At 55.5% G+C, this 12,600-nt stretch carries 13 protein-coding genes and 1 riboswitch; of the genes, 10 read left to right on the forward strand and 3 right to left on the reverse strand.

Annotation, left to right across the window (positions count from 1 at the left end; all coding sequences use genetic code 11):
* The first annotated feature begins 644 nt into the window (after positions 1 to 644).
* Both RSQ48_RS14590 and argJ read left to right on the forward strand, forming a co-directional pair.
* Positions 645 to 1,175 carry a MarR family winged helix-turn-helix transcriptional regulator gene (locus RSQ48_RS14590; protein WP_003801897.1) on the forward strand — a complete coding sequence of 177 codons (531 nt, stop codon included), beginning with the start codon at positions 645 to 647 and terminating at the stop codon, positions 1,173 to 1,175.
* Between the two features lie 93 nt (positions 1,176 to 1,268).
* Positions 1,269 to 2,495, forward strand: a complete 1,227-nt coding sequence (gene argJ / locus RSQ48_RS14595) for a bifunctional glutamate N-acetyltransferase/amino-acid acetyltransferase ArgJ (protein ID WP_003801898.1) — start codon at positions 1,269 to 1,271, stop codon at positions 2,493 to 2,495.
* A gap of 74 nt (positions 2,496 to 2,569) precedes the next feature.
* Here argJ and RSQ48_RS14600 read toward each other — a convergent pair whose 3' ends face one another.
* Both RSQ48_RS14600 and RSQ48_RS14605 read right to left on the reverse strand, forming a co-directional pair.
* Complete coding sequence (locus RSQ48_RS14600) at positions 2,570 to 2,731, reverse strand: DUF1328 domain-containing protein (RefSeq protein ID WP_003801899.1); 162 nt, start codon at positions 2,729 to 2,731, stop codon at positions 2,570 to 2,572.
* A gap of 103 nt (positions 2,732 to 2,834) precedes the next feature.
* The gene (locus RSQ48_RS14605) at positions 2,835 to 3,038 is read right to left on the reverse strand and encodes a CsbD family protein (protein ID WP_003801900.1); all 204 of its coding nucleotides are present in this window, start codon (positions 3,036 to 3,038) and stop codon (positions 2,835 to 2,837) included.
* A 395-nt stretch (positions 3,039 to 3,433) separates the two neighbouring features.
* On the opposite strand from RSQ48_RS14605, the gene rplU reads away from it, so the two are divergent.
* From rplU to RSQ48_RS14630, 5 genes are all read left to right on the forward strand, one after another.
* The gene (gene rplU / locus RSQ48_RS14610) at positions 3,434 to 3,745 is read left to right on the forward strand and encodes a 50S ribosomal protein L21 (protein WP_003801901.1); all 312 of its coding nucleotides are present in this window, start codon (positions 3,434 to 3,436) and stop codon (positions 3,743 to 3,745) included.
* 50 nt (positions 3,746 to 3,795) lie between these two features.
* Entirely contained in the window at positions 3,796 to 4,056 is a 261-nt protein-coding gene (gene rpmA, locus RSQ48_RS14615) for a 50S ribosomal protein L27 (RefSeq protein WP_003801903.1), read from the forward strand.
* A gap of 284 nt (positions 4,057 to 4,340) precedes the next feature.
* Positions 4,341 to 5,429 carry a GTPase ObgE gene (obgE, locus tag RSQ48_RS14620; RefSeq protein WP_003801905.1) on the forward strand — a complete coding sequence of 363 codons (1,089 nt, stop codon included), beginning with the start codon at positions 4,341 to 4,343 and terminating at the stop codon, positions 5,427 to 5,429.
* 133 nt (positions 5,430 to 5,562) lie between these two features.
* Positions 5,563 to 6,720 carry a glutamate 5-kinase gene (proB, locus tag RSQ48_RS14625; RefSeq protein WP_003801907.1) on the forward strand — a complete coding sequence of 386 codons (1,158 nt, stop codon included), beginning with the start codon at positions 5,563 to 5,565 and terminating at the stop codon, positions 6,718 to 6,720.
* A gap of 129 nt (positions 6,721 to 6,849) precedes the next feature.
* Positions 6,850 to 8,103, forward strand: a complete 1,254-nt coding sequence (locus RSQ48_RS14630) for a D-amino acid dehydrogenase (protein WP_003801909.1) — start codon at positions 6,850 to 6,852, stop codon at positions 8,101 to 8,103.
* Between the two features lie 72 nt (positions 8,104 to 8,175).
* Here the strand turns inward: RSQ48_RS14630 and RSQ48_RS14635 are convergent, their stop codons facing one another.
* Positions 8,176 to 8,952: a response regulator transcription factor gene (locus RSQ48_RS14635; protein ID WP_003801912.1), complete on the reverse strand. Its 777-nt coding sequence runs from the start codon at positions 8,950 to 8,952 to the stop codon at positions 8,176 to 8,178.
* Positions 8,953 to 9,064: 112 nt separating this feature from the next.
* On the opposite strand from RSQ48_RS14635, the gene RSQ48_RS14640 reads away from it, so the two are divergent.
* The 3 genes from RSQ48_RS14640 (at position 9,065) to thiC (ending at position 12,034) form a co-directional block, all read left to right on the forward strand.
* Entirely contained in the window at positions 9,065 to 9,439 is a 375-nt protein-coding gene (locus tag RSQ48_RS14640; RefSeq protein WP_003801914.1) for a helix-turn-helix domain-containing protein, read from the forward strand.
* 110 nt (positions 9,440 to 9,549) lie between these two features.
* Positions 9,550 to 9,927: a helix-turn-helix domain-containing protein gene (locus RSQ48_RS14645; protein ID WP_415301935.1), complete on the forward strand. Its 378-nt coding sequence runs from the start codon at positions 9,550 to 9,552 to the stop codon at positions 9,925 to 9,927.
* A 40-nt stretch (positions 9,928 to 9,967) separates the two neighbouring features.
* Positions 9,968 to 10,062, forward strand: a riboswitch (TPP riboswitch).
* Positions 10,063 to 10,117: 55 nt separating this feature from the next.
* Positions 10,118 to 12,034 (forward strand): phosphomethylpyrimidine synthase ThiC, encoded by a 1,917-nt coding sequence (gene thiC, locus RSQ48_RS14650; protein WP_415301936.1) that lies wholly within the window; start codon positions 10,118 to 10,120, stop codon positions 12,032 to 12,034.
* Positions 12,035 to 12,600: the final 566 nt, after the last annotated feature.

Consider the following 12,600-nt stretch of genomic DNA (forward strand, 5'->3'; position numbering starts at 1 on the left):
TTTAGTTCTAAAGGATATTAGCAAAAAAAACCTCTCGACATCAGCCATACCGACTACGGGTTATCCGCAGTAGCGCATCCTCACCCACTATTTAAACCCGTATCCTGACATCGCTCGAGCTCGCTTCGGGCGGCAACCCACGCATAGGAAAATAAATAATAAATTTCAGCTGGTCAAAAACCAATCCATGTACGCCGCACTTTTTTTCAATTAAGAAAAATTTACGGTAGACATTATTTTTGAAACAAAAAAAGTATCAAAAAAAACGGAAAACGGATTATTTTCGTCGGCTACCGTGATGCAAATGTCTTATACTTCAACTAAATAATCACTTGAATTTAGCCAGCTTATAGCCTTGGAGCCGCGTCAAAGCGTCTGCGTAACCGTATTCAAGGCGGTGATCATGAAAGTAAATAACAGACAGAAATTTGCATTTCATTACTCAATGCTTTGTCAACTGGACCTGCGCTTTCAATCAAGTTGATTAATTTAAGCTAAAAACGAATTTACTTTGATCTGTCGCAATGTCAAACTTCGAACCAGCCCCTAAGATACCTTCCAAGCTAACCCAGCTTGCTCATGGCTGCGGTCTGCGTCCTTCAAAGCTAAACATTTTGGACATGCACCATTAAGGCAAGCTATCTATGATCATGAACGATATCCCCGCTTCCGCCGTCGCCGATGCTGCTCCCGACTTGGAAAGCCGTGCCCACAGCGATGACCACTTCGACACCCGTCTGTGGTTACGCTTGATGGCCTGCACCAATCTGGTTGAAGGCGAAATTCGTAGTCGTCTGCGTACCGAACACGCCACTACCCTGCCCCGTTTTGACCTGATGGCTCAATTGCAGCGCCAGCCCGCGGGCATGAAAATGAGCGAACTGTCCCGCCACCTGATGGTCACCAACGGCAATATCACAGGCATTACGGATCAGCTGGAAAAAGAGGGTCTGGTCGAACGCATCAAGGTACTCACCGACCGCCGCAGCTCCCTGATCCGCCTGACGCCCAAAGGCAAGCGCCAGTTCAAGAAAATGGCGGCTTCCCACGAGCAATGGCTGCAGGAGATGTTTGCCAACCTGTCGGACAAGGCGCGCGTCAACCTGTTTGAAGCCTTGGGTGAACTCAAACTGATTACCCGCAACAACGTGGCAATGGCCTCTCGCGAGAACTGACACCCCCACGCGACCAAAGATATGCTCAGGCGGCTCAAAGCAAGTATCATTATTGCTTTGAGCCGCCTTTAACATTGTTTTTCGGATCGCGTCATGGCCGTCAATCTGTTCATCCCCTCTGAATCTGACATTCACCCCGTTGCCGGTGTCAAAATCGGCATTGCCGAAGCCGGTATTCGCAAGGCCAACCGACGCGACCTGACCGTGTTTGAACTGGCCCCTGGCACCAGCGTAGCCGGTGTCTTTACCACCAACCGTTTCCGCGCCGCTCCCGTTCAGGTGTGCGAAGCGCATCTGGCTACCCACGATGGCATCCGCGCCCTGGTAATCAATACCGGCAATGCCAACGCCGGTACCGGTCAGGCAGGTCTGGAAAAAGCCCAGCAAACCTGCAAGGAAACAGCGCGTCTGTTAAATATTCTGCCTCAGCAGGTCCTGCCCTTTTCCACCGGCGTAATTCTGGAGCCGTTGCCCATGGATCGCCTGCTGGGTGCCCTGCCCGCAGCGGTCAGCGATCTGTCGGACAACAACTGGTTCAATGCTGCCCACAGCATCATGACCACCGACACCCAGCCCAAAATCGTGTCTCGCCAAATCCAGCTCTCGGGCAAAACGGTCACCCTGACGGGTATCAGCAAGGGTGCAGGCATGATTCGCCCCAATATGGCCACCATGCTGGGTTATCTGGCCACCGATGCCGGTATTGCTCCCGAATTGTTGCGCGATATGTGCCGTCTGGCGGCAGACCGCTCTTTCAACCGCATTACGGTTGATGGCGACACCTCCACCAACGACTCGTTCATCATCATGGCAACCGGCCAAAGCGGTGTCACAGTAGAGTCGATTGCAGACCCGAACTACAACACCTTGCTGGACGCCCTGGTGGACGCCTCGCGCGAACTGGCCCAGAAAATCGTGCGTGACGCCGAAGGCGCCACCAAGTTCATGACCATTCAGGTTGATGACGCCGGCTCCAGCGAAGAAGCACTGAAAGTGGCTTACGCCATTGCTCACTCGCCTCTGGTTAAAACCGCCTTCTTTGCCTCCGATCCGAACCTGGGCCGCATTCTGTGCGCCATTGGTTACGCAGGCATCACAGATCTGGACGTGAGCAAACTGCGTCTGTGGCTGGGGGATGTGCTGGTAGCGGTGGACGGCGGACGCAACCCCGAGTACCGCGAAGAAGACGGTCAGCGCGTCATGAAGGAAGCCGAAATTCTGGTTCGTGTCTCCCTGGGTCGCGGCCAACATAGCGAGACGGTCTACACCTGCGACTTCTCGCACGAGTACGTCACCATTAACGCCGATTACCGCTCCTGATAAAAAAACCGTCTTCCCCTGACGGGCGAAGACGGCTTGGTGTTTCAGACGGGCCCGCCTCAAGCGGGCCTGCTCTATTTCTTGGCCATGCCCTTGATAAGCGAGAGCACCGCCAGAATCAGGAACACGACAAACAGGATCTTGGCAATCGAAGCAGCACCAGCGGCAATACCTCCAAAACCCAGCACAGCCGCGACAATGGCAACAATAAAAAAGATTACGGCATAGTAAAGCATACGATTCTCCTCATCATCAGTACGTACAGGATCAACACTTTGTCTGGCAGGCCGTGACGGCTTCAATCATCAGGTTCCAGACAAAAAACCGGGCCCCGCCTCACTAGCGGTCGTACTTGTCATAGAAATCTTTTACTTCACGCTCCGCCTCTTCGCGGGTGCGGCCATAGCGCTCTTGGACCAGACCCGCCAATTGGGTGGCGTCGCCTTTCATCTTGGCCCAGTCGTCATCCGTAATTTCCCCCCAGACACTGCGGGCCTTGCCGGCCAGCTGTTTCCATTTGCCTTCGATCGTGTCCTTATTCATACGCTTCCCCTTATCAGGTTCGAAAAATAAATGACTTACGCTCTGTGAACGCAACGCCTCTACCCTAGCGGAAGCCTTCTGGCCCAAAGGCCACAGAATGAGGAAAAGTGTAAGCGTTTGGGGCAAGCGACAATTTTGCGTGAATCGGGGTCCCTGCCCTGCCTGCGCCGGTTCAGTGACAATACGGCAGGGCCATCTCCCCCCTGACCGAGGAAAGGATTGGATGCAAAATACTGACAGGCGAAGGCCCAAACCATTGACAGTAAAGCCTTTTTATCCTATTATTTTTTGCTTGGCATTTTGCGTGTCAAGATTTTTTTATGTTAGAGGGCATGGCTTTGGCTGAAACTAGCCTTATCCACCATGCCTTTTTGACTCTCTTTAAGGGATTCCCTATGTACGCGGTTATAAAAACCGGCGGTAAGCAATATCGCATTACTGCTGGCCAAAAACTCAAAATAGAACAGATACCGGCAGACATTGGGCAAGAAATTTCGCTTGACCAGGTTCTGTCCGTCGGCGAAGGTGAAGCACTGCAAATCGGTGCTCCTTTCGTTGCTGGCGCTGTGGTCAAAGCTACTGTTCTTGCGCAAGGCCGTCACGACAAGATCAAGATTTTCAAAATGCGCCGTCGCAAGCACTACCGCAAAACGCAAGGCCATCGTCAAAACTACACCGAAATCCGCATCGAAGCGATCAACGCCTAAGTTGTTGCTGAAAGCGAATCTGGTATTTTCTTCATCTAGGAGCTAAAGAAATGGCACAGAAGAAAGGCGGCGGCTCTACGCGGAACGGCCGTGACTCACAGGCCAAACGTCTGGGCGTTAAAGTCTACGGCGGTCAGGTAATTTCGGCTGGCGGCATTATTGTTCGTCAGCGCGGCACTCAGTTTCACCCCGGCGTGAACGTGGGCATTGGCAAAGACCATACCCTGTTCTCTCTGGTTGATGGCAAAGTTAAATTTTCCATCACCGGTGCACTGAACAAGCGTACCGTTTCGGTCGTTGCTGCCGAATAAGCACTCGCTCACCGCGTAGTTGCCACGAAAAGCCCTGCCGCCTTAGGCAGGGCTTTTTTCATGTACGGCCATCGTGCCCCCCTGCCCTCGCGCCTATCCGACCTGGTCAGTCTCCCTACGGCCACAGCAAGAGATTAAAAACCGGTCACTCTCACCGCACATACCGGCAGATAAGCCAATCTCCTATACACTAAGCAATTGGGGTTTTTGTTTAAAATGGTCTGTTCCCAGACCAGCAGCCCATACGGTTCTGCGGCCCCTGGACCTATACAGAACTCATCACCATGAAATTCGTAGACGAAGCGACCATTGAAGTGGTCGCAGGCAAAGGTGGAAACGGCGCTGCCAGTTTCCGCCGAGAAAAATTTATTGAGAAAGGTGGCCCCAACGGCGGCGACGGTGGACGTGGCGGCAGCATTTACGCTGAGGCCGACCGTAACGTCAACACCTTGATCGACTACCGCTACGCCCGCCTGCACCGCGCTCGCAACGGCGAAAACGGCCGTGGGTCCGACCAGTATGGGGCGGGTGGCGAAGACATTACCCTGCGTGTGCCGGTAGGCACCATGATTTTCGACGCCGAAACCGGCGAGCAGCTGTTTGACATGAAGCGCCACGGCGAACGGGTCACGTTGGCCCAAGGCGGAGCCGGCGGTTTGGGCAACCTGCATTTCAAATCCAGCGTGAACCGTGCGCCGCGTCAATTTACCTATGGCAAGGAAGGCGAACACCGCAAGCTGCGCCTGGAGCTCAAGGTGTTGGCCGATGTGGGCCTGCTGGGTATGCCCAATGCCGGCAAATCCACCCTGATTACCCGTATCTCCAACGCCAAGCCACGCATTGCCGATTACCCGTTCACCACTCTGCACCCCAACCTGGGCGTGGTCCGCTCGTCCGAAGCCCACAGCTTTGTAGTGGCGGATATTCCTGGTCTGATCGAAGGTGCGTCTGAAGGAGCTGGCCTGGGCCACTTGTTCCTGCGCCATCTGACCCGCACCCGTATCCTGTTGCACCTGCTCGATGTCTCCAGTCTGGACCCGGACGAGGATATTGTGGCCAAAGTGGCGGCAGAAGCCCGAGCCATTGTGGAAGAACTGCGCCTGTACAGCGAAGAGCTCTACGCCAAGCCACGCTGGCTGGTTCTGAACAAGCTGGACATGGTGTCCGATCCAGAGGATCTGAAAGCCCGCCTGCTCAAAGAGCTCAATTGGGAAGGTCCTGTTTTCGGCATCTCGGCCTTGACCGGTGTGGGCACTCAGGATCTGGTTTACCAGCTGCAAACCTGGCTGGATCAGGAAAGCCGCAAGGAGCATATCGAACAAGATATTGCCGACGGTACGCATATTTACGACGAGAGGTTTGCTCCAGACTGATCGTGCCACACAGACCCAGGGTCTCACCCCTGGGACTGAACCCCAAAATGCCCGGAAGACGCGGTCCATTCAGCCGCCCTACTCCTGGCATTTTCTCTATTTACTCGCCAAGCGATAGATTTCTGAACTCCTCATGCAGCACTCTTCTCATTCTGAATCGGCCGTTGCGCAGTCGCGCCGACTGGTTATTAAAGTAGGTTCCTCCCTGGTCACCAACGAGGGCAAAGGGATTGACCTGGATGCCGTAGAGCAATGGGCGACCCAGATTGCTCAACTGCATGCCCAAGGCAAGCAACTGGTGCTGGTCTCCAGTGGCGCCATTGCCGAGGGCATGGCCCGTCTGGGATGGCCGCGTCGACCGAAGGCCATGAATGAGTTGCAGGCAGCGGCCGCGGTAGGCCAGATGGGTCTGATACAGGCTTATGAAGTGGCCTTTGCCCGCCACGGTGTGCGCACTGCCCAGATTCTGCTGACCCATGAGGATCTGGCAGACCGCCGCCGTTATCTGAATGCACGCAGCACCATCAACACCTTGCTGGACCTGGGCGTGGTCCCCATCGTGAACGAAAACGACACCGTGGTGACCGATGAAATCCGCGTGGGTGACAACGATACCCTGGGCGCGCTGGTCACCAACCTGATCGAAGCCGAGACCCTGATTATCCTGACCGACCAGGCCGGACTGTACAGCGCCGACCCTCGAAGCAACCCCGACGCACAATTCATCTCGCTGGGTCAGGCGGGTGACCCGACGCTGGAGGCGATGGCGGGCGGCTCGGGCAGCAATATCGGCACTGGCGGCATGATTACCAAGATTCTGGCTGCCAAGCGTGCCGCACAAAGCGGTGGCCACACCATCATTGCCTCGGGCCGTGAAAAGCAGGTGCTCTCGCGTCTGGCCCAAGGGGAGCGCATCGGCACGGAACTGCGTGCCACCCTGCCGGTACGCTCGGCCCGGCAGCGCTGGCTGGTCGACCAGTTGCGCGTGCGTGGCCGTGTATCGCTGGACGAAGGCGCGGTACGTGCGCTGGTAGACGGACACAAAAGTCTGCTGCCGGTAGGCGTCACCCATGTCGAGGGCGAATTTGACCGTGGCGATGTCGTCGCTTGCGTGGATAAGCATGGCGTGGAATATGCCCGCGGTCTGATCAACTACTCGTCGGACGATACCCGTCGCATCATGGGTCAGCCCAGTCACCTGATCAATGAGTTGCTGGGCAGCGAACACGATACGGAGCTGATCCACCGTAACAATATGGTGTTTCCGCGCAGCAGTCCGGATCAGGACTAAACCTTGACCCCTACCCTGCCCGCCTGTTGAAATAGACGGATAAAACGTATCGAATTGCGACAGCATGCGCGGTTATACCGCGCCCGATCGCAACACTTTCCCTCTCGGGCGATGCGCCCAAGGAACCGTATGAAGATCCTCGTGCTAGGTGCTGGCGTCGAAGGCGTAACCAGCGCTTATTATCTTGCCCGCCAAGGACACAGCGTCACGGTCATTGACCGCATGGCTGGGCCCGCTCTGGAAACCAGTTTTGCCAATGCCGGCCAACTTTCCTTTGGTTATGCCTGCCCTTGGGCTGCGCCAGGTATCCCACGCAAGGCGATCAAATGGATGTTCGACGAGCATCCTCCCCTGACCATCCGCCCCGATGGGACGCTCACCCAAATCAAATGGCTGCTGGCCATGTGGCGCAACTGCACGGCTGACCGCTACGCCATCAATAAAGAGCGCATGGTGCGCTTGGCCGAATACAGCCGCCATTGCATGGCTGAGCTACGCGCTCAGACCGATATTCAGTTTGAGCATCGGGCCCAAGGCACCTTGCAAGTGTTCCGTACACAACAACAATTGGATAACATCGCCGCCGATATCGAGGTGTTGAAAGAGGCCGGCGTACCTTATCAGTTGCTGTCGGCTTCCGAGCTGCACACCATTGAACCGGCGCTCCGTCACGTCGAGCACAAATTGAGCGGTGGTCTACGTTTCCCTGAGGACGAGACTGGCGACTGCCAGATGTTCACACGTCGATTGAGCGAACTGGCTGAACAGGAAGGGGTGGAGTTCCGTTGGAACCAGACGATTCAGCGCATTCACAGCAACGGCTCGGAAATCAGCGGTGTGCAAAGCTCCGATGGTTTACTGACTGCTGACGCCTATGTGGTGGCGCTGGGCTCCTGGTCGAGCGGTTTGATGAAAAACCTGCAAGCTATCCCGGTTTACCCCCTGAAAGGCTATTCGATTACCGCCACAATTGCAGACGCCTCCCGCGCCCCTCAATCCACCTTGCTGGACGAAAGCTACAAAATTGCTTTGACGCGCTTTGACAATCGCATTCGTGTGGGTGGCATGGCCGAGGTAGTGGGTTTTAACAAGCAGTTGAACCCACGGCGCGAACACACCCTGCTGATGGTGTTGAACGATCTTTTCCCCGGCAGCTATCACAGCGACGCAGACCTGCATTTCTGGACGGGACTGCGACCCAAGACACCGGACAGCACCCCGATTGTGGGACGCAGCCGTTATCCCAACCTGTTCCTGAACACGGGCCACGGAACGCTGGGATGGACCTTGGCTACCGGCAGCGCGCAACTGCTGGCTGATCTGATTAGCAACAAGGAGCCTGCCATCCGCGCCGATGACCTGTCGGTGCAGCGCTACGCTTAAGCTGCGCTCCTCAATGCATAGTCAAAGGCTCTGAGCGGTATGACCGGCAGAGCCTTTTTCAGTGCCTTTTCTCTAGTCCCGTGCCCCATCGAGCAGTAACTGGCAGTTAGCGGCAAACATATACCCCCAGTTATGAAGTGACCGTATGGGCAGTGTCGTCCCGCCCTGGCTGAACTTGCGCCGCATGCGACTGACCAATACCCCCAAACGATTAATGTGCAGGGCACTGGGCGGATTACTGATCACATCTGTTTTGCTGGCCACTGCACACATCAGCTCGTAATGGCTGGCACGACGATCCTCCCGAGCCAGCAGGCAAACCATGAACGCGCGCTCGGTACTGGTCAGGCTAAACGACATGCCAACTGGCGAGATCAAGGTCCAGCCCTCTTGGTCCAATACCCACTCCTGGGTTGCCGATGGCTCTGGAATAGAGGGGATCTGCATCAGACGCCGTTGCAGACTGTGCAAACTGGCGGCCAACAACTCCAAGGAGGCTTGTTTGGGACAAAACTGATCCCCCCCGCTATGCAAGGCCTGCAACATGGCTGAGTCCGTTGCTTCGGACTGCATCAGGATTCCGATTTGTGGACATAGCATCCGTAAACGCACAGCCGCCGAGCAGATTTCAGCCAAGCCGCCCCCCAACCAGGCAATGCATACCGTACCCGCATGGCGCGTCCGTGTCTGGGCTGACTGCAGCAAGGCCGTCACATCCGGACAGAAAATAAGTCGATAACCACGCTCAGCCAGTGCCTGAATTTTTTGTTCTAGTTCGATTCGATCAGCAATGGCAGTGGCCAGATACAGCACAACAGGACCGCCAGCAAGTTCATTTGCAACCGACATAGTTGACACCTTAACTATAATGACATCTGATGACTATGTCGGACAGTATAAATCACGACCGTGATTTTATCTAAACACCATCGTGTTCGGCTTTACATCAACAATCTGTTGTGTGAAACATTTCTCCGAACGCCTTCGCCATGCACGCCAACACCGCGGTCTTTCTCAGGCTGGTTTGGCACGTCTGTGCGGATTGAGCCAGAGCGCCATTTCCAATTACGAAAACGGTACTCGTCGAGATGCCCGTGAAATTCTGGATCTGGCCCGCGCGTTGAACGTCAGCGTTTTGTGGTTGCGAAAAGGCGTTGGCAAAATGGAGTTCACGGATGACACCTACCTGCTGTCCGAACCCTTGGATGGCCCTCCGATCGTTTCCTGGCCTTTTCGCCTGTTCTCGGTTGATGAAGTCGTGGCCTTGGCAGAGAGTGAACGAGATTTGCTCGATCGCACCATGCGGCATTTACTGGACGGCATGAAACCGCGTTAGCCCTTGCGCGAGTGGACGAACCTTTATCGTTCGTCGGCCTACCCTTTTTATCACATACGACATATCCATACAAAACCATCGTGCAGGTCGTTCCATGAACAATCTGTACTGTGAAACACTTCTCTGATCGCCTCCGTCACGCCCGCCTGCAACGTGGCTTCTCACAAGCCGAACTGGCTCGTCTGTGCAACCTCAGCCAAAGTGCCATCTCCAATTACGAGAGTGGTACACGACGTGACGCGCGCGAAATCCTGGACCTGGCAAAAGCACTGAATATCAGTGCCCAATGGCTCAAGAGTGGCTTGGGCACGATGGAGTTAAGTCCAGCACATGCTGCCAACTTGCAAGACTCCGGCGAAGGCCCACCCATTGTGACCTGGCCGTTCAACCGCTTTTCCGTAGACGAAATTGTGGCTTTGCCGCCCAAAGAGCGGGATCATCTGGATCAAACCATCCGTCACTTGCTCAACGGCATGAAAAGAAAATAAGCCTTATACGTCCACAAGCAGCCCGAAGCTACCTATACTTGTCAGCACGCAGGGGTACTCGCCGTTTGGCGGGTTGAGATAAACCCTCGTACCAGTACGGATAATGCCGATGCTGGGAGCGTGTGCAGCAGGTGCAATGCCTGCACTGCACTTCTTCCTATATCGGCTCCACCCTCTTTTTGGAGCTGCAATGACAAGCAAAACCCCTTCTTTTACGGCCACAGCGGCCAGTGTCGACCCGGCTGCAATCCAGCCTTTGCCCAACTCCCGGAAAATTTATCAAACTGGCTCACGGCCTGATCTGCGTGTGCCGTTTCGGGAGATTTCCCTGGCTGATACGCCCAGCCATTTCGGCGCCGAGCCCAACCCTCCCCTTAGCGTGTATGACACCAGCGGTCCCTATACGGACCCCACGGTACAGATCGATATTCGCAAAGGTCTGCCTGCCTTACGCCAAGCCTGGATTTCCGAGCGCGGCGATACGGAGTTGATGGCTGGACTCAACAGTCAGTACGGTCAGGCGCGTCAGGCAGACCCGGAACTGGACAGCCTGCGCTTTGAACTCAAACGTCAGCCACGACGCAGTATTTCGGGTGCCAACGTGACGCAAATGCATTACGCTCGGCGCGGCATCATCACGCCCGAAATGGAGTTCGTCGCTATTCGGGAGAATCTGCGACGCGAGCACTACATTGAGAGTTTGCGCGCCAGTGGGCCACAAGGTGAGGAAATGGCTCGTCGCCTCACCAAAGTGCATCCTGGCCAAAATTTCGGTGCCAGCCTGCCCACAACGGTCACGCCTGAGTTTGTACGTGACGAGATCGCGCGGGGGCGCGCCATCTTGCCTGCCAATATCAACCACCCGGAAACCGAGCCCATGATTATCGGTCGAAACTTCCTGGTGAAAATCAACGCCAATATCGGTAACTCGGCCCTGGGTTCCACCATTGGCGAAGAAGTCGAGAAGATGACGTGGGCCATCCGCTGGGGAGCAGACACGATCATGGATCTGTCCACAGGGAAAAATATCCACGAAACGCGCGAGTGGATTATCCGCAATTCACCCGTGCCAGTCGGGACGGTACCCATTTACCAGGCCCTGGAAAAGGTCGGTGGCATCGCCGAGGATCTGAGCTGGGACATTTTCCGCGACACCTTGATTGAGCAGGCTGAGCAAGGCGTGGATTACTTCACGATTCACGCCGGCGTCCGTTTGCCCTTTATACCCATGACGGCCAGCCGCATGACAGGCATTGTGTCGCGGGGAGGCTCCATTATGGCCAAGTGGTGTCTGGCGCATCACCGCGAGAGCTTTCTGCATGAGCATTTCGAAGACATCTGCGAGATCATGAAGCAATATGATGTGGCCTTCTCGCTGGGAGATGGCTTGCGCCCAGGCTCAGGCTACGACGCCAATGATCAGGCTCAGTTCGCTGAACTTCGCACCCTGGGTGAGCTGACCCAGGTCGCCTGGAAGCATGATGTTCAGGTCATGATTGAGGGGCCTGGCCATGTGCCCTTGCATTTGATTCCTGAGAACATGCAGTTGCAGCTGGAGCACTGTCATGAAGCCCCGTTCTACACCCTGGGGCCTTTGGCAACCGACATCGCACCGGGTTACGATCACATCACCTCCGGTTTGGGGGCCGCCATGATTGCGTGGCAAGGCACGGCCATGCTGTGTTATGTGACACCCAAGGAGCATCTGGGTTTACCGAACAAGAAGGATGTCAAGGACGGCATCATCACCTACAAAATCGCCGCCCATGCGGCGGACCTGGCCAAGGGGCATCCTTCAGCAGCGTTCCGCGACAATGCTTTGTCCAAAGCGCGCTTTGAGTTCCGTTGGGACGATCAGTTCAACTTGGGGCTGGACCCGGATACGGCGCGTGAATTCCACGATGAGACTTTGCCGAAAGACTCGATGAAAGTGGCACATTTCTGCTCTATGTGTGGGCCCAAGTTCTGCAGTATGAAGATCTCGCAGGATGTACGGGACTACGCCAAGGCTAATGGCCTGGATGAGCAGTCCGCTGTGGAGCATGGAATGAAGGAAATGTCAATGCAGTTTGTGCAGCAGGGCAGCAAGCTGTATCAGGAGGCTTGACGCTTTGTTGAGGCCCCGCCTGGGGTGAACATGATCTTTGTTTGATCAGGCCTTGATGGGGTAAAGCCCTGGGTGGATTTTTTCTGCCTGGGGCTTTTTTGCGGGATTCGTTGCTTCATTTGTAGGAACGCGTGGTTTGTCAGGCAAAAGACATCGGTGCAGGAGACGCCCGTTGAGCTTAGCCTCAGGGGGTCCGGGCTGAGTGTTTGCCGGTGCTGCGCGCCGGTGCCCTTGTCGGAAGATAGCTACGGGCGCATCCTGAACTCGCCGGGTACTTGGTCCCCCGGACCAAGCACAAGCTTCCGGCTCAGACAGCAGGATGCTTGCACCCCTACGTTATCTCCCGACCGCGGCAAACCCTCTGACCCGCCCGCCCCCCCCTGAGGCTAAGCTCAACGGGCTCACCATCGTTTTTTTCTGAATAATTCAAACTGCATGCTTGGATGACGTGTGACACTTTCCTGGCCTGCGTCGAATCTCTGACATCTCACCTCAGACCTCTTGCCTCTTGCCTCAGACCCCAGACCTCAGACCTCAGACCTCAGGCTTCAGATCTCAGATTTCAG

It is taken from the genome of Alcaligenes sp. SJTW-7, assembly GCF_047716895.1.
Lineage (GTDB): Bacteria > Pseudomonadota > Gammaproteobacteria > Burkholderiales > Burkholderiaceae_B > Alcaligenes > Alcaligenes ammonioxydans.